At 62.9% G+C, this 19,900-nt stretch carries 19 protein-coding genes and 2 pseudogenes; 16 read left to right on the forward strand and 5 right to left on the reverse strand.

Going from position 1 to position 19,900, the window contains the following annotated elements:
- The 6 genes and pseudogenes from XI06_RS03430 to XI06_RS03455 form a co-directional block, all read left to right on the forward strand.
- A pseudogene (locus XI06_RS03430) lies at window positions 1-498 on the forward strand (flagellin); the annotation flags it as partial.
- Between the two features lie 439 nt (window positions 499-937).
- Window positions 938-1,231 (forward strand): annotated as a pseudogene (locus XI06_RS03435) (flagellin N-terminal helical domain-containing protein); the annotation flags it as partial.
- A gap of 326 nt (window positions 1,232-1,557) precedes the next feature.
- Complete coding sequence (locus XI06_RS03440) at window positions 1,558-3,801, forward strand: DUF1522 domain-containing protein (protein ID WP_237872664.1); 2,244 nt, start codon at window positions 1,558-1,560, stop codon at window positions 3,799-3,801.
- 218 nt (window positions 3,802-4,019) lie between these two features.
- Window positions 4,020-6,308, forward strand: a complete 2,289-nt coding sequence (locus tag XI06_RS03445; protein WP_237865517.1) for a DUF1522 domain-containing protein — start codon at window positions 4,020-4,022, stop codon at window positions 6,306-6,308.
- A gap of 293 nt (window positions 6,309-6,601) precedes the next feature.
- Window positions 6,602-6,970, forward strand: coding sequence for a flagellar biosynthesis regulator FlaF (gene flaF, locus XI06_RS03450; RefSeq protein ID WP_057747396.1), 369 nt, complete (start codon window positions 6,602-6,604; stop codon window positions 6,968-6,970).
- Between the two features lie 12 nt (window positions 6,971-6,982).
- Window positions 6,983-7,351: a hypothetical protein gene (locus tag XI06_RS03455; protein ID WP_237865519.1), complete on the forward strand. Its 369-nt coding sequence runs from the start codon at window positions 6,983-6,985 to the stop codon at window positions 7,349-7,351.
- A 10-nt stretch (window positions 7,352-7,361) separates the two neighbouring features.
- On the opposite strand, the gene XI06_RS03460 is transcribed toward XI06_RS03455, so the two are convergent.
- The 4 genes from XI06_RS03460 to XI06_RS03475 form a co-directional block, all read right to left on the reverse strand.
- Complete coding sequence (locus XI06_RS03460) at window positions 7,362-7,721, reverse strand: hypothetical protein (RefSeq protein WP_237865521.1); 360 nt, start codon at window positions 7,719-7,721, stop codon at window positions 7,362-7,364.
- Window positions 7,722-7,880: 159 nt separating this feature from the next.
- Window positions 7,881-8,378, reverse strand: a complete 498-nt coding sequence (locus XI06_RS03465; RefSeq protein WP_237865523.1) for a hypothetical protein — start codon at window positions 8,376-8,378, stop codon at window positions 7,881-7,883.
- Window positions 8,379-8,389: 11 nt separating this feature from the next.
- Window positions 8,390-8,776 (reverse strand): flagellar assembly peptidoglycan hydrolase FlgJ, encoded by a 387-nt coding sequence (gene flgJ, locus XI06_RS03470; protein WP_237865525.1) that lies wholly within the window; start codon window positions 8,774-8,776, stop codon window positions 8,390-8,392.
- Complete coding sequence (locus tag XI06_RS03475) at window positions 8,776-9,900, reverse strand: flagellar basal body P-ring protein FlgI (protein WP_237865532.1); 1,125 nt, start codon at window positions 9,898-9,900, stop codon at window positions 8,776-8,778. Before XI06_RS03475 ends, flgJ begins: the two co-directional genes overlap by 1 nt.
- A 281-nt stretch (window positions 9,901-10,181) precedes the next feature.
- Here XI06_RS03475 and XI06_RS03480 point away from each other — a divergent pair, with 281 nt between their 5' ends.
- Entirely contained in the window at window positions 10,182-10,595 is a 414-nt protein-coding gene (locus XI06_RS03480) for a flagellar assembly protein FliX (protein WP_237865534.1), read from the forward strand.
- Window positions 10,596-10,598: 3 nt separating this feature from the next.
- Here the strand turns inward: XI06_RS03480 and XI06_RS03485 are convergent, their stop codons facing one another.
- Complete coding sequence (locus XI06_RS03485; protein ID WP_237865536.1) at window positions 10,599-11,003, reverse strand: winged helix-turn-helix transcriptional regulator; 405 nt, start codon at window positions 11,001-11,003, stop codon at window positions 10,599-10,601.
- A 146-nt stretch (window positions 11,004-11,149) separates the two neighbouring features.
- On the opposite strand from XI06_RS03485, the gene XI06_RS03490 reads away from it, so the two are divergent.
- From XI06_RS03490 to XI06_RS03530, 9 genes are all read left to right on the forward strand, one after another.
- The gene (locus XI06_RS03490; RefSeq protein WP_237865538.1) at window positions 11,150-11,761 is read left to right on the forward strand and encodes an NAD(P)-dependent oxidoreductase; all 612 of its coding nucleotides are present in this window, start codon (window positions 11,150-11,152) and stop codon (window positions 11,759-11,761) included.
- A 216-nt stretch (window positions 11,762-11,977) separates the two neighbouring features.
- Entirely contained in the window at window positions 11,978-12,343 is a 366-nt protein-coding gene (gene dksA / locus XI06_RS03495; RefSeq protein ID WP_008554760.1) for an RNA polymerase-binding protein DksA, read from the forward strand.
- A gap of 600 nt (window positions 12,344-12,943) precedes the next feature.
- Window positions 12,944-13,972 carry a helix-turn-helix domain-containing protein gene (locus tag XI06_RS03500; protein WP_237872666.1) on the forward strand — a complete coding sequence of 343 codons (1,029 nt, stop codon included), beginning with the start codon at window positions 12,944-12,946 and terminating at the stop codon, window positions 13,970-13,972.
- Window positions 13,973-14,377: 405 nt separating this feature from the next.
- Window positions 14,378-14,608 carry a hypothetical protein gene (locus XI06_RS03505; protein WP_237865548.1) on the forward strand — a complete coding sequence of 77 codons (231 nt, stop codon included), beginning with the start codon at window positions 14,378-14,380 and terminating at the stop codon, window positions 14,606-14,608.
- Between the two features lie 21 nt (window positions 14,609-14,629).
- Entirely contained in the window at window positions 14,630-15,607 is a 978-nt protein-coding gene (locus XI06_RS03510) for a formylglycine-generating enzyme family protein (RefSeq protein WP_237865550.1), read from the forward strand.
- The gene (locus XI06_RS03515) at window positions 15,604-17,280 is read left to right on the forward strand and encodes an arylsulfatase (protein WP_237865552.1); all 1,677 of its coding nucleotides are present in this window, start codon (window positions 15,604-15,606) and stop codon (window positions 17,278-17,280) included. The genes XI06_RS03510 and XI06_RS03515 overlap by 4 nt, the downstream gene beginning before the upstream one ends.
- A 21-nt stretch (window positions 17,281-17,301) precedes the next feature.
- Window positions 17,302-18,699, forward strand: coding sequence for a DUF1254 domain-containing protein (locus XI06_RS03520; protein WP_237865554.1), 1,398 nt, complete (start codon window positions 17,302-17,304; stop codon window positions 18,697-18,699).
- Window positions 18,696-18,941: a DUF3302 domain-containing protein gene (locus XI06_RS03525; RefSeq protein WP_237865556.1), complete on the forward strand. Its 246-nt coding sequence runs from the start codon at window positions 18,696-18,698 to the stop codon at window positions 18,939-18,941. The genes XI06_RS03520 and XI06_RS03525 overlap by 4 nt, the downstream gene beginning before the upstream one ends.
- Window positions 18,938-19,879 (forward strand): HlyD family secretion protein, encoded by a 942-nt coding sequence (locus XI06_RS03530; RefSeq protein WP_237865558.1) that lies wholly within the window; start codon window positions 18,938-18,940, stop codon window positions 19,877-19,879. Before XI06_RS03525 ends, XI06_RS03530 begins: the two co-directional genes overlap by 4 nt.
- Window positions 19,880-19,900: the final 21 nt, after the last annotated feature.

Raw genomic sequence — 19,900 nt, forward strand, 5'->3', positions numbered from 1 at the left:
CCCCCCCCCCCCCCCCCCCCACTCCTCGTTCAACGGCGTCAACCTGCTGAACGGCGACCAGCTCAAGCTGGTGTTCGACGAAACCGGCAAGTCGAGCCTCAACATCACCGGCGTGACCTACAACTCCAAGGGTCTGGGTCTCGCTTCGCTGGTGAGTGGCTCGGACTTCATCGACAACGCCGCGACCAACAAGGTGCTGACGAGCCTCAACTCGGCTTCCAGCACGCTACGCTCGGAAGCCTCGACGCTCGGTTCGAACCTCTCGGCCCCCCCCCCCCCCCCCCCCCCCCCCCCCCCCCCCCCCTCGTGCAGGTTCGTCAGGACTTCAACAAGAACCTGATCAACGTGCTGCAGACCGGTTCGTCCAACCTGACGCTGGCCGACACCAACGTCGAAGCGGCGAACAGCCAGGCACTGTCGACCCGGCAGTCGATCGCGGTCTCTGCGCTGTCGCTGGCCAACCAGTCGCAGCAGAGCGTGCTCCAGCTGCTCCGCTAATAGCAGCTCGCATCGCAAGCAAGATCCGGCGGCGGGGCTTCGGCTCCGCCGCTTTCTTTTTGCGCGGGATCACGATGCCGCTGCCTCAGATAAGGACGATGCCTTCGAAGGCAGAGCTCGCTCCGTATGGTTGACAAATGGCAAACGTCCTGCCGCCGTACCGACGCGCTCAGATGGGATGATGCAATCGAATGCAGCGAATTGCGCACTGTGAGTTATGGTTGACAAGTGGCAAACGTCCGGTCGCTGACTCGAAAAGCGTCATCCGATCATGACGATACAGGTTGGCTCGATCCGGCACGGAGCGCGTATATGGTGAATCCGCGCAAAGACTCGCGCGACACGCTTCATGCTTTGTTAGCCCTCAACGTTCACCGTCCCGGCATCGATTAATCCTAATCGAAGTTTGTTGCGTTGCGTACCAGAAGGGTAACAGCTTATGTCCGGTATCGTTCTCTCGTCCTCGGTTCGTCAGAACCTGCTCTCTCTTCAATCTACTGCTGATCTCCTCGCCACCACGCAGAGCCGCCTGTCGACCGGCAAGAGTGTCAACTCGGCTCTGGACAACCCCACCAACTTCTTCACCGCCCAGTCGCTCGACAACCGCGCCAGCGACATCAACAACCTGCTCGATGGCATCGCCAACGGCGTGCAAGTGCTGCAGGCCGCCAACACCGGCATCACCTCGCTGCAGAAGCTGACAGCGTGCTCCAGCTGCTCCGCTAATAGCAGCTCGCATCGCAAGCAAGATCCGGCGGCGGGGCTTCGGCTCCGCCGCTTTTTTGTTCACCATTGTTCGGCGAACAGCATTCGAGAAGGCGGGGAGCGATCGATAAAGTAACCAGCGGTTATGGTTAATGGAGAGTAAGCGCGCAAAATCGCCAACGATTTCAGATTGATTGCGAGACCGGCTAGCGCGCCCCGACGGTTTATGGTGAACGGGCGCTTATGAGAGTGAAGTTCGTTTCACCCTTTGTTAGCCATGTCATCGCACCCTGTGCCGGTCACTCGATCCAGAAGCGATCGAACGAAGACGCGTAAACCAGAAGGGTAAGAGTCATGTCCGGTATTGTTCTCTCTGCGTCGGTTCGTCAGAACCTGCTGTCTCTCCAGTCCACCGCCGATCTTCTCGCCACCACACAGAACCGTCTGTCGACCGGTAAGAGCGTCAACTCGGCCCTGGACAATCCCACCAACTTCTTCACCGCACAGTCGCTCGACAATCGCGCCAGTGACATCAACAACCTGCTCGATGGCATCGCCAACGGCGTGCAGGTGCTGCAGGCTGCCAACACCGGCCTGACCTCGCTGCAGAAGCTGATCGACAGCGCAAAGTCGATCGCCAACCAGGCGCTGCAGACCACTGTCGGCTATTCTTCGAAGTCCAGCGTTTCGACCACGATCGCCGGCGCGACGGCGGCCGACCTGCGCGGCACCACGAGCTTCGCCAGCGCAGTCGCCAACAGCAACGTGCTGTACAGCGGTGCTGCGGGTGGTGTGACCGCCGCTACGTCTGGCGCCACGCTGGGCGGCATTTCGGGATCCGACACGGGAACCGTCATCAACGCTGCGACGACTGCGGCCAAGCTCCTGAACGGCGCGGCTGCGGGCGACGCGAACGCCGGCGTTGCGGCCGGCGACACGCTCACCGTCAACGGCAAGACCGTCACGTTTGCTGCGGGTGACGTTCCGACCACGATTCCGACCGGCCTGACCCAGGTTGCGGCATCGGCAGGCGTGACCACGGGCAACGTCTTCACCGACACGAGCGGCAATGTCACCGTTTATCTCGGTTCGACCACGAAGGCCTCGATCGGCGACGTGCTGACTGCAGTCGACCTTGCCAGCGGAACGCAGAGCAACGTTGCCGGCACCCTCACGCTCAACGCCGGGCAGACCGCCTCTACCGTCACGGGCGGCGGCGCGCTGAAGCTGCAAAGTACCACCGGTTCCGACCTGAGCGTGACCGGCAAGGCCGACATCCTGAAGGCCCTCGGTCTCACCAGTGCGACCGGCGCCGGCAATGTCACGGCAACTGCTGCGCGCACCACGAGCTCGACGACCGTGTCGTCGCTTGTTTCGTCGGGTTCGACGCTGAACGTCGACGGACATGTCATCACCTTCAAGGATGCACCGACGCCTTCTGCGGCTTCACTCGGCGCCACTCAGGGTGTGTCGGGCAACGTCGTCACCGACGGTAACGGCAACTCGACGGTCTATCTGCAGAACGGCACGATCTCCGACGTTCTGAAGGCTATCGACTTCGCCACGGGCGTGCAGACCTTCACGCTCAACGGCAGCGGCAGCGGCACGCTCGCGACCGCCTCGGGCCAGACAGCCTCGTCGATCAACACCTCCGGCCAGCTCAAGATTTCGACCGGAGTCAATGCCGATCTGTCGATCACCGGTACCGGCAATGCGCTGTCGGTGTTCGGTCTCGCCGGCAATACCGGCACGGCCTCGGCCTTCACCGCTGCGCGCACCTCTGGTGTCGGTGGCATCGCCGGCAAGACCCTGACCTTCACCTCCTTCAACGGCGGCACGGCGGTCAACGTCACCTTCGGCGACGGTACCAACGGTACGGTCAAGACACTCGACCAGCTCAATTCGCAGCTTCAGGCCAACAACCTAGCCGCAACGATCGACGCCAACGGTCAGCTAACCATCACCGCCTCAAACGACTACGCGTCTTCGACGATTGGCTCGACCGCGGCCGGTGGTGCGATCGGCGGCACGCTGACGTCCGCTCTGACGTTCACGACCGCCTCCACACCGGTCCAGGACGTGGTGGCGCAGTCGGCCCGCGCCAATCTGGTGTCGCAGTACAACAACATCCTGAATCAGATCGACACGACCTCGGTCGACTCTTCGTTCAACGGTGTCAACCTGCTGAATGGCGACCAGCTCAAGCTGGTGTTCGACGAGACCGGCAAGTCAAGCCTGAACATCACCGGCGTGACCTACAACTCCAAGGGTCTGGGCCTTGCCGCGCTGTCTGTCGGTGTCGACTTCATCGACAACGCCGCGACCAACCGGGTGCTGACCAATCTGAACTCGGCCTCGAGCACGCTGCGTTCGGAAGCCTCGGCTCTCGGTTCGAACCTCTCGGTCGTGCAGATCCGCCAGGACTTCAACAAGAACCTGATCAACGTGCTGCAGACCGGCTCGTCGAATCTGACGCTCGCTGACACCAACGTCGAAGCGGCGAACAGCCAGGCGCTGTCCACCCGCCAGTCGATCGCGGTCTCCGCGCTGTCGCTGGCCAACACCTCGCAGCAGAGCGTGCTCCAGCTGCTTCGCTAATAAGAAGCTGAAATTACTCAATAAAATCCGGCGGCGGGGCTTTTGCCCCGCTGCTCTTTTTTGCGTTCCGAGTTAGGGCAGGGCGTACACCAGCCATTAACCCTATCCCTTAAACCGGCGTTAACCATACTTTAAAGGACAGGTCCTAAAACTGGACAAAAGCCCGCTTCCAGACCCGCGCGGCCGATTCGTATCCGGTTCAAGAGGAAGACCTGCCAATGTCCAACATCGTTCTCTCGGCGTCAGTTCGCCAGAACCTGTTGTCGCTGCAGTCGACGGCCGACTTGCTGGCCACGACGCAGGAACGGCTGTCGACCGGCAAGAAGGTCAACACGGCGCTCGACAATCCCACCAACTTCTTCACGGCGCAGGGGTTGGACAACCGGGCGAGCGACATCAGCAACCTCCTGGACGGTATCAACAACGGTGTGCAGGTGCTCCAGGCGGCGAATACCGGCATCACCTCGCTGCAGAAGCTGATCGACTCCGCGAAATCGATCGCCAACCAGGCGCTCCAGACCACGGTCGGCTACTCCACCAAGTCCAACGTCTCGACCACGATCCCGGGCGCGACGCCGGCGGACCTGCGCGGCACGACCTCGTATGCGAGCGCGACCGCCAACAGCAATGTGCTCTATACGGGCGCGGCCGGCGGCGTCACGCCGGTGACGGCGGCCGCCGCGCTCGGCGCCTCGCTGGGATCGACCGCCGGCACGTTGACGACCGGTACTGCGGTGAATGCCGCCGACAACAGCACCGCGCTCATCGGTACCGACACGCTGCTCGGCACCACCACGTCCACCACGTTCAGCACGCCCCCCACAGACGGCGACACCATCACCGTGAACGGCAAGACCGTCACGTTCCGCACCGGTCCCGCGCCAGCGACGCAGCCGACCGGCTGGGGCCTCAATGCCAGCGGAAGCATCGCCACCGACGGCAACGGCAACTCGATCGTCTATGAGGGAACCGCGGCCGCACCCAAGGCAACCGTCAACGACGTCCTCAGCGCGATCGACCTTGCCAGCGGCGTCAAGACGGCTACGATCAGCGCCGGCGCGGCCACGATCGCGACCAGCGGCGCGACTGTCGGTACGCTGCAGACGCCGTCCTCCATCACCGCCGGCGTGGTCACGCTGAAGAGCTCAACCGGCGCTGACCTGAGCGTGACGGGCAACGCCGACTTCCTCCACGCCCTCGGCCTGACGGCCGCGACCGGCGCGGGCAATGCCAGCGTGAGCGCAAGCCGGTCGACGACCGCGGGCTCGCTCGGCACGCTGGTCCAGGACGGCTCGACGCTGAACGTCGACGGCCACACCATCACCTTCAAGAACGCGCAGACGCCGCAATCGGCAGCGAGCGTGCCCACCGGCTACGGGGTCAACGGCAACGTCGTCACCGACGGCAACGGCAACTCGACGGTCTATCTGCAGAGCGCGAACCTGACCGACCTGCTCAACTCGATCGACCTTGCGACCGGCGTGAAGACCGCCAGCCTCTTCAACGGCGCAGCGACGATCAGCACCACGTCGGGGCAGATCCCGTCGTCGGTGAACTCCAGCGGCCAGCTCTCGATCTCGACCGGCATCAACGCCGACCTCTCGATCACCGGCACCGGCAACGCGCTCAGCGCCTTCGGTCTCAGCGGCAACACCGGAACGGCGACCGCGTTCAGCGCGGACCGCAAGTCCGGTGTCGGTGGCGTCAGCGGCAAGACCCTGACCTTCACCTCCTTCAACGGTGGCACGCCTGTCAACGTCACCTTCGGCGACGGCACCAACGGTACGGTCAAGACGCTCGACCAGCTCAACGTCCAGCTTCAGGCGAACCACCTGACGGCGACGATCGATGCCAACGGCGTGTTGACGGTGACCACCGTCAACGAATACGCATCCTCGACCCTCGGCTCGTCCACCGCGGGCGGCACGGTCGGCGGCACGCTCACCGGCGTGCTCGCCTTCACCACTGCGCAGCCGCCGGTGCAGGATCCCGTGGCGCAGACCGCGCGTTCGAGCCTGGTCAGTCAGTTCAACAACATCCTGGCGCAGATCGACACGACCTCGCAGGACTCATCCTTCAACGGCGTCAACCTCTTGAATGGCGACACGCTGAAGCTGGTGTTCAACGAGACCGGCAGCTCCACGCTCGGCATCAACGGCGTGGTGTTCAACGCGGCGGGTCTCGGCCTTAGCAATCTCGTGCCCGGCACCGACTTCATCGACAACGGCGCGACCAACAAGGTGCTGCAGAGCCTGAACGCGGCCTCGAGCACGCTGCGCTCGGAAGGGTCGTCGCTCGGTTCGAACCTGTCGATCGTGCAGGTGCGCCAGGACTTCTCGAAGAACCTGATCAACGTGCTGCAGACCGGCTCGTCCAACCTGACGCTCGCCGACACCAATGAGGAAGCGGCCAACAGCCAGGCGCTGTCGACCCGCCAGTCGATCGCGGTCTCCGCGCTGTCGCTGGCCAACCAGTCGCAGCAGAGCGTGCTGCAGCTGCTCCGCTAATCCGCGAACGCAAGAACGAAGCTTGAGACGGCGCGGCGGGGCTAATGCTCCGCCGCTCTTTTGAGGGAGTTCGCTAAGACAAGATTAGCCGCGATCGATGCGCATGATGCAGTGCAAGTTTACAGCTTGCGTCTCGCGCATTTATCCTCGCGCTCACAAGGACGCCGCGACCCGTAATAATCCGGAGTCCTTCCAGGCGCACATGTAAGCAAATCTTAAGCGCTACTGCATAGGGTTGGGAAAGAAATCCTTAAGTCCGTTCAACGGGCTAGGAAGCTTCCAAGGTGTGATTGATGTCGAATTCCGCTGCCTCGGCCTACGCGCGTGTTGCAACGACCACTGCATCTCCTCGCGACATCGAGGCGCAGACTCTGTTGAAGGCCGCCAACAAGCTCCAGGACGCGGTCAATGCCGCCGATCCGTTCAGCGAGCAGACTACGCAGGCGCTGCTGTTCAATCGCAAGCTCTGGACCATTTTCCTCAGCGAGGCGATGCGCGACAACAACCCGCAGCCGCTCGACGTCAGGCAGAAGATCGCCAACATCAGCGTGTTCGTGTTGAGCCAGACCGCGGCGCTGCAGATGAGCCCGCAGTTCGATCACTTCCGTCCGCTGATCGAGATCAACCGCAACATCGCTGCCGGTCTGTCCGGCCGGCCGTGACGGAGAGCCATGATGTCGGACATCATGAGCATCCTGTCGACCGCCTATAAGTCGAGCTCGCTTTCGAGCACCTCGGGCTCGTCCAAATACGTTCCGGTCGATTCGCAGCTCTATCAGGGCAACTGGAGCGGCACCTACTCTGACGGCAAGACATTCTCGCTCAATATCTCGCAGGTCGACGGGTTCCGCGCGCAGATCCACTACCAGAGCGGCGGGACCTCGCAATACCAGCAGGTGCTGATCAAGGATTCCTCGTTCCGCTTCGGCAATACGAAGTTCACGCTGACGAAATCAGGCGTGGCGCAGATCAAGAACGTCGTCACCGATCCTGCAACAGGCTCGAGCTATCTCGACACCGCCCAGGCCACGCTCGACAGCTGATCGACAGGCGCTAAGCGCTGAGGTCCGTGTTGAGCGGACGCGAGGGCTCCGACTTCAAATCCAGTGCGTGGAAATAGGCTCGCCGGCGCAGGATCGCCTCGTCGGGAAATTGATTGACCACTGCGTCGGTCTTTTCGTTGACGACCTGGAAAACCATGGATGCAGCCGCCTGGTCGAACACGACCTGGCGCGAGATGTTCGCGTTGCTCTGCAGATCATTGCTCGCAGGCGCGCTCGTATCGCTTGCGGCGACCGTCTGGCGCACCGGCAAATCGGTTTGCACGGCATCGTTCGCCGCCGAATTCGACGTCGCGACGATCTGTACGGGGGCCGGGATCCCCACCGGCCTGATGCTGAAATCTGTACTCATGGCAGCCTCCTGGTTGCCTCGCGTGAGTCAAATCCCAACCCCTCTCAATACGCAACCATGGAACAACAGGATTGAATACCCGGTAAGGAAACGTGCCTAACCGCGCGACGCTTTTGCCGCGCGGTTTTTCGTAAAATTTGAAGTGGTTTTGGTGTGTGCCTAGAGCGTGCGGCTAACCGCGAGCGGCGTGATGTGACGCGGGCCTGGCGTGGCACGGCGGCCCGCCGCGGTATAGGTGTTCGGCACGTTGCGCTTCTGGATCTCGGTGTTGACGCCGCGCACGACGCTTTCCGAGACCGCATGCGCGGTCGCGAGCACGGTGAGGTTGACCTGGAGCATGGCGCGGAAGGCGTCGTGATGCCGGTGCAGGGTCGACAGCAGCTCGGGCGCCGATTTTGCAAGCTTGTCCTGGTTCGCCTTCAGCTGGCCGACGGCGACGACATAGCGCCGCGACAGCTCCTGCTTCTTGCCTTCCATCATCATGGCCTCGCGGACCTTGCCGGCGCGGACCAGTTCGGTCTCGCGCTCGATCAGGCCGAGCAGGGCGTTCATCGCATCCATCAGATCTTCGGCGAGCTTGCGCGCCTCGGCGCTGCCTGGCGTGTTGCTCGGGCGCTGCGCGGGCATCGGCTGACGTGACGCGTTGAAGTGGTTCATCTCGTTTGACCTTATGCCGTACGAAGAGTGGTTTTGGCCTGCTGCATGATCAGGGTACGGTAGACGTCGCGGGCGACGCCGACGCCACCGGCGCTGGCGAAGTTCTTGGAATATTGCTCGGTCAGCATCGAGCGCCACACGCCGGTACCCGGCGTGTCGCCGAACGGACCTTCGCCCTTCAGGCCCGAGGTCATCTGCGCGAACATGCTGTTGAGGAACATGCCTTCGAAATCGGTGGCGGTCTTCTGCGCCTTGGCCTGCTGCTGCGGCGAGACCTTCTGAAGCGCTGCGGCAAGCTCGAAGTCGGGCCGGCCGTTACGGCTTTCCACCGAGAAGGCTGGGTTCGGGGATAGGGTGGCGGTGGCGAGATGCGCAGAGTTGATCATGCCGGTCTGCATCACATCACCTCGATGTCGGCTTCAATTGCGCCGGCGGCCTTGATCGCCTGCAGGATGCTGATGAGGTCGCGCGGGCCGATGCCGAGGCCGTTGAGTCCGTCGACGAGCTGTTGCAGCGAGACGCCGTCCTTGACGACGGCGAACTTCTTGCCGTCCTCGGTGACGCCGACGCTGGAGCGTGGCGTGACCACGGTCCGGCCCCGCGACAGCGGGTTGGGCTGGCTCACTTGCGGACTCTCGGAGATCGTGACCGTGAGATTGCCTTGCGCGACCGCGACGGTGGCGACGCGAACGTCGCGGCCCATCACGATGATGCCGGAGCGCTCGTCGATGACGATCTTGGCGGCGAGGTCCGGATCGACCTGAAGCTGCTCGATCTCGGTCAGGAAGGCGACCACATTGCCCTTGAACTCCGGCGGGATCGTCAGCTGCACAGTCGAGGGATCGATCGGCTCGGCGCTCTTGACGCCGAGATAGTCGTTGATCGCGGCCGCAATGCGTTTGGCGGTGGTGAAGTCGGCGTTGCGCAGCGCGAGCCGTACGTTCGGCAGACGATTGAGCGCAAACTCGATCTCGCGTTCGATGATGGCGCCGTTGGCGATGCGGCCCACGGTCGGCACGCCGCGCACGATCTTGGCCGCTTCGCCTTCGGCCTGGAAGCCGGAGATCGCGAGCGAGCCCTGCGCGACCGCGTAGACGTTGCCGTCGGCGCCGAGCAGGGGGGTGACGAGCAGGGTACCGCCGCGCAGATCCTTGGCATCGCCAAGGGCGGAGACGGTGACGTCCATGCGCGTGCCTTGCGTGGCGAAGGCCGGCAGGTTGCCGGTCACCATCACGGCGGCGACGTTGCCGGTACGGATCGTGGCGCCGCGGATGTTGACGCCCATGCGTTCCAGCATCGCTTGCAGCGACTGCTTGGTGAAGGGGATGTTGTTGAGGGTATCGCCGGTGCCGTTGAGGCCGACGACGAGGCCGTAGCCGATCAACTGGTTCTGCCGCACGCCTTCGATATTGGCGAGATCCTTGATGCGTGAGGTCGCGTTCGCGGACGCGACCGAAAGCGCCAGCGCCGACAGCGCGGCACAGGCCACCCCAAAAATCCTCACCCAACGAACGCCTGGCATCCTCTGCTCCCCAAGGCTCCCGAGAAGCCTCCTCACATCTCGGACCGTCTGCGACACTCCCATGTCGAGCTGGTCCGACGCTGTCCTTGCGAGTGCTGTGCCAACGCAGAGCGGAGGGGTTAGGCGATTGAATAGGTTGAGTAAATTTGTTTCCTCCGATGTCAGCGCCCGTTGTCGCTGAGGAGCGAAACTGCCGTGTGCCGGCAGATTTTGCCGGGCCGTTTACGCGTCGTTAACCATAATGCGGCGAATGTGGCGCATCGATCACCCGGATTGCTTCGATGCGCATCTACGGACCGAATGGCACCACGCTAGGGACGCCGGCCAGCCAGGCCAGGCGGACGAGCTCCGGCACCTTCGTGCTGCCGGATACCTCGTCGGCGCAGGAGACGCGCAGCGCGGCTGCGCCGAAGGCCACCGCCAACATCGACGGGCTGCTTGCACTCCAAGGTATCGAGGAAGATCCGGTCGAACGCCGGAAGCGTTCGGTTGCCCGCGGCAAGACCGCGCTCGACGTGCTCGACAATCTCAAGATGGGACTGTTGTCGGGCAATCTCGATAAGTCGACCGTGATGCGGCTGCGTGATGCGGCGGCAAACCTGAAGTCGTCCTCTGGCGATCCTGGCCTGGATTCCGTCCTGTCCGAGATCGAGCTGCGCGTCGAGGTCGAGCTGGCGAAGGCCGGGCAGGGCTGATCATTATTCAACTAGCTGAGCGTTCGGGGAACGGCTCGACGCCGCTTCCTCCTTTTGCTGCGTGTCGTAGCGGCGCTGGGCGGCGAGCACGTCTTTCAGATTCTCTTCGGCCCAATCGCGCAGCGGATCGACCGCGGTGGCGAGCGTCACGCCGAGCTGCGTGATCGAATATTCAACAGTCACCGGCACGGTCGCGATAGCGCGCCGCTTGAGCAGGCCGTCGCGTTCGAGCGACTTGAGAACCTGGCTCAGCATCTTCTGCGAGATCCCTTCAATCGTACGACGTAACTGATTGAAGCGCATCGGCTCCTCGCGCAGCAACAGCAGGATCAGCACGGCCCATTTGTCGCCGACCCGATCGAGGATTTGGCGCGTCGGACATTCGGAGGCATAGACATTGGGTTTCATCTCGGGCTCTCGCGCTTGCCTGGCTCGGCATCCGTTGTTGCTGGTTACTCGTGCGTAATCAGGTAAGCACAAAGTGCGCTCTTAACACCAGCATTCTTTGCGATATCTAGTTACTGTTAGTTACTATAGCAGCAAAGGAGCCTTCCATGAAAATCGCAGTCGCCGGCGCCTCGGGCCGGGCCGGGTCGGAGATCACCAAGGAACTGTCCCGTCGCGGTCACGCGGTCACCGCCATTGCCCGGAACCCGGAAAAGATTGCGGCGCTGCCGAACGTCACGCCGACCAAGGGCGACGTGCTCGACCGGGCCGCTCTGACGAAGCTCTGGGCCGGGCACGACGTTGCGGTGAGTTCCGTGCACTTCCTGGCGAGCGACCCGCACAAGCTGATCGGCGCAGCCAAGACGTCCGGCGTCGGGCGTTATCTGGTTGTCGGTGGCGCCGGCAGCCTTGAGGTCGCTCCCGGCGTAAAATTGGTCACAACCCCCGGGTTTCCCGCCCAATACAAGGCCGAGGCGGAGGCGGGATCCGCGTTCCTCGACCTGCTGCGTCAGGAAAAGGAGCTGAACTGGACCTTCATCTCGCCATCGGCGCTGTTCGTCGAGGAGGCGCGGACGGGCAAGTTCCGACTCGGCACCGACCGGCTTCTCGCAGATGCGAACGGCAAGAGCTGGATCAGCTTCGCCGACTACGCCATCGCGCTCGCCGATGAGATCGAGAAACCCGCCCATCAGAGGCAGCGTTTTACGGTCGGCTACTAGGCTTTTGGCCGCCCCCGGGCTTCTCCCGGATAAACCTTCCTGTGCAAGGGCTTGGGGGCGGTAACTGCGCCATTAAGGAAATATTGTCTGTCACAAGGGGTAGCTATATAAGCCCCGGCTCAACGGACCCCGTTCCGTTCGCGAGTCGTTGCTTAAAAAGATAGGCCGCCCTTGGAAAAGTTGAAAAACTACCGACCGACCGAAAAAGAGCCTTTCATGAACGACCGGCAGAAGGAGTACTTCCGTTTGAAGCTCCTCGCCTGGAAGGATGAGATCCTCAAAGAGTCCAAGCTCACCCTGCAAGCCCTGCAGGAGGAGAACGTGAACCACCCCGATCTCGCTGATCGGGCATCGTCCGAAACCGACCGTGCCATCGAACTCCGCGCCCGCGACCGCCAGCGCAAGTTGATCGCCAAGATCGACGCCGCGCTCCAGCGCATCGAGGACAACACCTACGGCTATTGCGAGGATACCGGCGAGCCAATCTCGTTGAAACGGCTCGAGGCCCGGCCCATCGCGACGCTCTCGGTGGAAGCGCAGGAGCGCCACGAGAAACGCGAGAAGGTCTATCGCGACGAATAGAATCCGAGCCGCAGAGATGCGGCTCTTTGTTTTTGGACTATGCCGCCACCCAAAGAACGGGTCGATCGCGGTTTAAGAACGAGTCGGTTGGTGCGAAGGCACATTTGCAACCGGCGGGCAGCGCGTGGTTAGAATATACGCGGAGTTCATGAGCCGCCAGAAGATGAAGGTCTCCTACACTCGCTTTTCGGCATTCGTTGCCGAACTTGGATTTGCCCGGGACGCGGACACCCGACGTCTGAAGAGACGGTGACGAGCGGGTTTGATGACGCCGCGCCCGACGAAACCAGTTCCGTCAACGCATCTTTTGCGCACAAACCCCGCCGATGCTGCGACCAACGGGCTTATTGCCAACACAGGTTAATCCCCCTAAGGTCTACCCCGCCAGCGAGAACAACGAATACGTGTCGCAGGGGAATCCCCTGCGAGGGAGATGCTCATGCCGCCGGCAGACGCCGCACCGTAGCGCTTCGGCGAGGGGCCAGGCTTTGGCTGCTGCCCCCACCTCCAGAACGGAGAATTCGAGACTTCAGGACGAGCGAACTCGCCGTGCGCGGGTTCGCCACGACACGACGCGACCTATCGGTAGGGAGAGGCGAGGTGGGACGGGCCTGGACTACGCAAGACGACGTTCGGTTGCGCTCCGAGCGCTTCAACAGCATCGAAACTCTGAAGAACCCGATCGGCAACTCCCAGATCGAAATCGTTCAACTCGGGCGGGGAAGGCTTTCTGGCGAGCTCCTGCATGGACGGATCGAGGACGTCGCTTTCAGTCGCGGGCAGTTCTCCCTCAGCGTACGCGCCACCGGCGTATTCAGCCCGGACAAGATCGTCGTCGGGACCCTCCTGGCCTGCGTTGGAGGATCCCGTAGCCTGGGCGACACCGTCGTCCCGGGGGACGTCCTCATGCATCCACCCGGAGCCGAGCATGATAGGCTCTACGAAGGCGCTGCACGGTTCGCAGGCGTGATGTGCGACCCCGCGGAGATTTTGGACTTGTTCGTGGCCGAGGAGCATGTCTCGGATCCGGAGTTCTGGACCAAACGCCGACACTTTCGCTTCACGGATCGCCGTACTGGCGCGCTCGGCGCGTTATTGGCGCTGCTTGCGGGCCGGCTGCAACATGGCGGCATCCCTCAAGGGGCGGCCGCGGAGTATTGGAAGCGCTCGGTCCTCGACGCCTTCATCGGTCCCGTCGCGATGGAGCCGGGGGCCGGCAGGGAGCGGCCCGTCGCGTCGTCGACGAGGATCGTCCACGACGTCGAAAGATACCTCCATAAATACGGTAATCGGGCCGTCCACGTCTCCGAGATCTGCGAGAAGCTCAAGCTCAAGCGACGAACCCTGTATCGCGCCTTCGACGAGGCCCTCGGGATCGGACCGATCGAATTTCTGAGGGCGAAGCGGCTGTCCATGGTCCATCTCCGCCTGCGACAGGCAAGTCCCGATGAGACCGGCGTCCTCGATGTCGCGACCGAGCTCGGCTTCCTCGAATTCGGTCGCTTTGCGCAGCAGTATCGGGCGCTCTTCGGCGAATACCCTCGCGAGACGCTTCACCGCAACGCTCGCAAGAAGCGGCCCGATCTAAAAACGTCCTCTTCCCCTGACGATTTGGCACGATTCGCATAACGCCGCGATCGCGTCCGAGTTTAAGCTACGCCCACGTAGTTTGCGTAACTATGCTTACCAGAATTCTTATTTCGGCCCGGGGCGACCCCGGAGGGAATTGGAAGCATGCGTGACATTGTTTGCGGCACTGTCCGTCGTTCAGTCTCGATCTCACTCTTCACAATCTCACTGACCGTTTCATCGCTGGATAAGGTCGCGGCGGCTCCCCTGCCTCCGCCAACGGTCATCCAGGCGCCAGATACAAGTTCCGCTGCCATCGAGGTACGAGCCGCCGCACGGGGAGGGCGTGCAGTCGTCGGGCCGCGAGGCGGTGCGGTGGTACACCGAGGCGGCGCCGTCGTCGGACCCCGAGGAGCGGCATACCGCGGCCGCACGGCGGTAGTCGGGCCACGCGGCAACGTGGCGGTGCGACGAACGACGGTCGTTCGGCCGGGCTATAATGGCGGCGGTGTCCGTTGGGCGCGCCCCGGCTGGTATCGGTGGCCCGCCGGTGGCGCGATTGCGGCAGGAGCCGCGATCGGCGTCGTTACCGCTGCGACCGCAGCGGCGTGGGCCGGTGCTGCGCCGGCGCCCGGCATGTGCTGGTACTACACGGATCCCTCCCGCACGCAGGGCTTCTGGGATTATTGCCAGTAGCCGCAGCGGATGGGCGCCATCATGTTGCAGGCAGAGAGCGATCATGATCGTCAAGGTGAGGCATCGACCGACGACATGATCTGGATTCCCGGCGGCATGTTCCGAATGGGGTCCGACCATCACTATCCCGAAGAGGCTCCGAGCCACAGGGCCGTCGTGGACGGCTTCTGGATCGATCGCACCCCGGTAACCAACCGGCAGTTCAAGGCGTTCGTCAACGCGACCGGCCACGTCACCACGGCGCAGATCGTTCCGGATCCGAAGGACTATCCCGGCGCCCGGCCGGAGATGATTTATGCGGGCTCGCTTGTGTTCTCGCCCCCATCGCTGGTGACCGATCTCAACGACTGGAGCCAGTGGTGGACTTTCATGAAGGGCGCGACCTGGCGTCGCCCTTACGGTCCCAAGAGCAATATCAAGGATCTGGACGACCATCCGGTCGTCCATGTGTCCTACAGCGACGCGCTGGCCTACGCGAATTGGGCCGGCAAGGATTTGCCGACTGAAGCCGAGTGGGAATTCGCCGCGCGCGGCGGACTCGACGGCGAAGATTTCGCCTGGGGCAACGCATTCAATCCGGGCGGCCGGCACATGGCCAACACCTGGCAGGGGATCTTCCCGCTGGAAAACCGCTGCGAGGACGGCTTCGAACGCACCTCGCCGGTGACGGCTTTCCCGCCCAACGGATACGGCGTCCACGACATGATAGGCAACGTTTGGGAATGGACTGCCGATTGGTGGTCGGCCCGGCATGATGCCGATGCGCACAAGGCTTGTTGCACCCCGCAAAATCCGCGCGGAGGTCCCGAGAGCGCCAGCTTCGATTCCTGCCAGCCTCACATCAAGATCCCAAGGAAAGTCTTGAAGGGAGGCTCGCATCTTTGCGCGCCCAATTACTGCCGTCGCTACAGGCCTGCGGCGCGCCATGCGGAGCCTATCGATACCTCAACCAGTCACGTCGGTTTCCGATGCGTCGTTAGAAAGGGGAGTGAACGATGAGCGAAAAGAAGCAGTCAAATCCCAATCGCCGCAGCATCCTTCTGAGCGGAACGGCGCTCGTCGCAGCGTCGATTGCAACCGACGCGTTCGCGCAGGCGCAGAAGGCCGCACCAGGTTCTCCCGCTGCGACCGCAGGTCCATCCGGCCGCAGGCCGAACATCCTCGTCATATTCGGCGACGACATCGGCCAGAGCAACGTCAGCGCCTATTCTTTCGGGCTGATGGGCTACCGGACGCCCAACATCGACCGGATCGCCCGCGAAGGCATGATGTTCACCGACTACTATGCCGAGCAGAGTTGCACGGCCGGACGGTCGAGCTTCATCACGGGACAATGCACTCTTCGCACCGGGCTATCGAAAGTCGGCATGCCGGGCGCGACGGTCGGACTGCAGGCACGCGACGTCACCATCGCCGAAGTGCTGAAGCCGCTCGGCTATGCCACGGGCCAATTCGGCAAGAACCACCTCGGAGACCGCAACGAGTACCTTCCGACTGTGCACGGCTTCGACGAGTTCTTCGGCAACCTCTACCATCTGAATGCCGAAGAGGATCCGGAATCCCGCACTTACCCGCGCGATCCGCGGTTTCTTGCAACGCTCGGCCCACGGGGCGTCCTGCGCTGCAAGGCCTCGGACCGGGACGATCAGACCGAGCAGCCGCGCTGGGGACGGGTCGGCAAGCAGACGATCGAGGATACCGGGCCTCTCACCAGGAAGCGCATGGAAACGGTCGACGACGAAACCTCGGCGGCCGCGATCGACTTCATGCAACGGCAGACACGGGCGAACACGCCCTTCTTCTGCTGGTTCAACTCGACCCGCATGCACTTCCGCACACATGTGCGGGACTCGCATCGTGACCAGCCCGGCCTGACCTCGAGGACCGAATACGCCGACGGCATGATCGAGCACGATGCGGTCGTCGGGAATATCCTCAAAGCACTCGACGATCTCGGCATCGCGAACGACACCATCGTGCTCTACACGACGGACAACGGCCCGCATCAGAATTCCTGGCCGGATGCCGGAACGACGCCGTTCCGCAGCGAGAAAAACACCAATTGGGAGGGCGCGTTCCGCGTGCCCTGCATGATCCGCTGGCCGGGCCACATTCAGCCGGGCTCCGTGTCGAACGACATCGTCAGCGGCCTCGACTGGATGCCCACGCTGCTTGCCGCGGCGGGCGAGCCAGACATCAAAAGCAAGCTGCTCAACGGCTATGACGTAGCGGGCAAGACCTTCAAGGTCCACCTCGATGGCTACAATCAACTGCCATACCTCACGGGTCAGCAACCGAACGGCGCGCGCAAGGAGTTCGTCTACTTCGATGACGACGGCGATCTCGTCGCCATGCGTTACGAAAACTGGAAGATCGTGTTCGACGAGCAGCGCGCGACTGGCACCATGCGAATCTGGGCCGAGCCGTTCACCAAACTCCGGGTTCCCAAAATGTTTGACTTACGGTCCGACCCGTTCGAACGGGCCGATATCACTTCGAATTCCTACTACGACTGGTTCATGTCGAACCCGGCGCCGTTCCTGGCCTCGCAATCGATCGTCGGGCCATTTCTCGCGACCTTCAAGGATTACCCGCCGAGCCAGCGGCCCTCGAGCTTCAGCATCGATCAGTTGGTCGAGAAGATGCAGAAGAATTTAGAGCCGGCGCATTAGCGCTGAATGAGGGAGGCTCCGGTGAAAAAAGGACTGCTCGCCGCGTTCGCACTGGTTTGCATTTCGGGCGCCGCCTTCGCGCAGGCTACAGATGACAGCCGCGTGCGCAGCCGCGCCGTCGAGGCCGTCATCTGGGGCATGCCGGCCGTCAACTTCGACCTGATGTTGCAGGCGGCGCTGAAGGCCGGAGCCAGGGAAAATCAGATCGTGTTCTGGTCGCGAATTCCGGATTGGAAGAACCAGACGCTCACGCCCAATCCCAGCACGATCTACCTGATGCCGTTCATCGACACGAAGAGCAACGGCCCGATGGTGCTCGAAATCCCGCCGGCGCGCGGAGGCGAGATCACCGGCACGATCATGGATGCCTGGCAAGCCGCCCTCGACGACGTGGGACCGGCGGGCGCAGACAAGGGCAAGGGCGGAAAGTATCTCATCCTTCCGCCGGGCTACGCCGAGAGAACTCCTGACGGCTACATTCCCCTCGCGTCCGACACCAACATGGGCTACGCGCTGCTGCGCTCGAACGTCGGCAGCGGCAGCGACGTCGACGTCGCCAAAGCGGTCGCCTACGCCAAGCAGATCAAACTCTACCCGTTATCCCAGGCGGCGGCGCCGCCATCAACGACCTTCATCGACGTCGTCGACGCCACGTATGACAGCACGATCCCCTACGACATCCGCTTTTTCCAGTCGCTCGATCGCTTCATCCAGCGGGAAACCTGGCTCGAACGCGACAAGGCGATGATCGATCAGGTCAAGGCAATCGGCATCGAGAAGGGCAAACCGTTCGATCCTAATCTTCAAGCGCAAAAGATGCTCGAGGAGGCGGCCCGAGACGCCCGCTTGTGGCTCGATCTCAGGTACGAAGGCCTCTTCAAGCCGCCCTTCTATGAAGGCGGCCAATGGGCGCTGCCGGTCGCGCACGACGTCACCGAAGGGCTGGCGAATCTCTTCACCAAGCCAAACGTCTACCCGGTCGACGACCGCGGCGCGTTCTACTCGTTCGCATTCTCCAGCGTGAAGCACCTCGGCACCGGCCAATTCTATCTCGTCACGATCCGGGACAAGGAGGGCAAGGCGCTCGACGGGGGAAGCACCTATCGGCTGACGGTGCCGGCCAACGCCCCGGTCTCTCTCTACTGGTCGGGCACGGTCTACGATCGCGAGACGCATGGACTCGTCAAGGACACGAAGTGGTCGAGCCGGGGGTCGAATACGCCAGGTCTGCAGACCAATCCCGACGGCTCGGCCGACATCTTCTTCGGCCCGAAGGCTCCAGACGGCAAGGAGTCCAACTGGGTTCCGACCAAGGCCGGTGGAGGATGGGAGATCATCTTCCGTTTCTACGGTCCGCAGAAGGCCCTCTTCGACAAGACATGGCGGTTGCCGGACATCGAGAGGATCGCGGCGCAATGAGCGGTCTCGATCTCTTCGCCTGGGTCGTGCTGATCATCGTGCTTGCCGTGATCGTGCTCGTCTTCTGGCTAATGGGATCCACTCCTGGGCATGTCGCGCGTCGCCGCGGCCATCCATGGGCCGAAGCGGTGGCGGTCGCCGGCTGGATCACACTGATCTTCGGTTTCGTGCTGTGGCCGGTCGCGATGATCTGGGCCTATGTCGACGTCCCGGCGAAGCGGACAGTGGAGCCAAGGTCATGATGATCGCCCTCATGGCGCTCTATCTGGCGCTGCTGTTCACGCTGGTCTGGCTTGGCGCGATCCGGTTCAACGCGTTCTGGAAGGCCTCGCCGCTTGTCGTGCTGCTTCTTCTGAACGTCGGCCTGTTCATCCCGATGGGATGGGGTGCTCCGCAAGGCAAGGCCCTGGTCTACCGCAATGCCGTCTCGATCGTTCCGGACGTCGCCGGCGAGGTCATGGACGTTCCGGTTCGGCCGAACGCGTCCCTGAAGCAGGGCGATGTCCTCTTCAAGATCGACCCGACGCCCTACGACGCCCAGGTGAAGGCGATCGAGGCACAGCTCAAGCTGTCGAGCACGCGCCTGACCCAGATGACGTCGCTGTACGAACGGGACGCGGGCCGCGGCTTCGACGTCGAGCAGCGGCAATCCGAAGTCGACCAGCTCAAGGCCCAGCTTCAATCCGCCCAGTGGAATCTCGACAAGACCGTGGTGCGCGCGCCGGCCGACGGCTACGTCACCAACGTTGCGCTGCGCAAGGGCGCCCGCGTCGGAAATCTTTCAGCCGCGCCCGTGATGGCCTTCATCGATACGTCCGCCACCCAGGTCGCGGTCGAGATCGACCAGATCAATGCCCGCTACGTCGCACCGGGCGACGCAGTGGAGATCGCGTTCAAATACGTTCCGGGGCGCGTGCTCTCAGGAAAAGTCGAGAGCGTGTTGCAGGCCGTCGCCACGGGACAGACCCTGGTCTCGGGCGCCGCGGTCGCGCCCAAGGGCATCGAAACCGTCCCGTTCGTCGTGCGGGTGGCGCTCGACGACGCCGAACTCGCGAAGGCGCTCCCTGCGGGTGCCACGGGAACCGCGGCCATCTTCACCGACCACGTCAAGGTCAGCCACGTGCTCCGCCGCGTTCTGCTGCGGCAGATCTCGATCATCGACTACGTCAATCCGTTCTAAGCAGGGGAGAGCATCATGAGC

Source organism: Bradyrhizobium sp. CCBAU 11434 (assembly GCF_028128895.1).
GTDB classification, from domain to species: Bacteria; Pseudomonadota; Alphaproteobacteria; order Rhizobiales; family Xanthobacteraceae; genus Bradyrhizobium; species Bradyrhizobium zhengyangense.

Coding starts and splice junctions, on each gene's coding strand:
- XI06_RS03440 (WP_237872664.1), top strand. CDS start 1,558: ATGTCCGGTATTGTTCTCTCTGCGTCGGTTCGTCAGAACCTGCTGTCT.
- XI06_RS03445 (WP_237865517.1), top strand. CDS start 4,020: ATGTCCAACATCGTTCTCTCGGCGTCAGTTCGCCAGAACCTGTTGTCG.
- flaF (WP_057747396.1), top strand. CDS start 6,602: ATGTCGAATTCCGCTGCCTCGGCCTACGCGCGTGTTGCAACGACCACT.
- XI06_RS03455 (WP_237865519.1), top strand. CDS start 6,983: ATGTCGGACATCATGAGCATCCTGTCGACCGCCTATAAGTCGAGCTCG.
- XI06_RS03460 (WP_237865521.1), bottom strand. CDS start 7,721: ATGAGTACAGATTTCAGCATCAGGCCGGTGGGGATCCCGGCCCCCGTA.
- XI06_RS03465 (WP_237865523.1), bottom strand. CDS start 8,378: ATGAACCACTTCAACGCGTCACGTCAGCCGATGCCCGCGCAGCGCCCG.
- flgJ (WP_237865525.1), bottom strand. CDS start 8,776: ATGCAGACCGGCATGATCAACTCTGCGCATCTCGCCACCGCCACCCTA.
- XI06_RS03475 (WP_237865532.1), bottom strand. CDS start 9,900: ATGCCAGGCGTTCGTTGGGTGAGGATTTTTGGGGTGGCCTGTGCCGCG.
- XI06_RS03480 (WP_237865534.1), top strand. CDS start 10,182: ATGCGCATCTACGGACCGAATGGCACCACGCTAGGGACGCCGGCCAGC.
- XI06_RS03485 (WP_237865536.1), bottom strand. CDS start 11,003: ATGAAACCCAATGTCTATGCCTCCGAATGTCCGACGCGCCAAATCCTC.
- XI06_RS03490 (WP_237865538.1), top strand. CDS start 11,150: ATGAAAATCGCAGTCGCCGGCGCCTCGGGCCGGGCCGGGTCGGAGATC.
- dksA (WP_008554760.1), top strand. CDS start 11,978: ATGAACGACCGGCAGAAGGAGTACTTCCGTTTGAAGCTCCTCGCCTGG.
- XI06_RS03510 (WP_237865550.1), top strand. CDS start 14,630: ATGTTGCAGGCAGAGAGCGATCATGATCGTCAAGGTGAGGCATCGACC.
- XI06_RS03515 (WP_237865552.1), top strand. CDS start 15,604: ATGAGCGAAAAGAAGCAGTCAAATCCCAATCGCCGCAGCATCCTTCTG.
- XI06_RS03525 (WP_237865556.1), top strand. CDS start 18,696: ATGAGCGGTCTCGATCTCTTCGCCTGGGTCGTGCTGATCATCGTGCTT.
- XI06_RS03530 (WP_237865558.1), top strand. CDS start 18,938: ATGATGATCGCCCTCATGGCGCTCTATCTGGCGCTGCTGTTCACGCTG.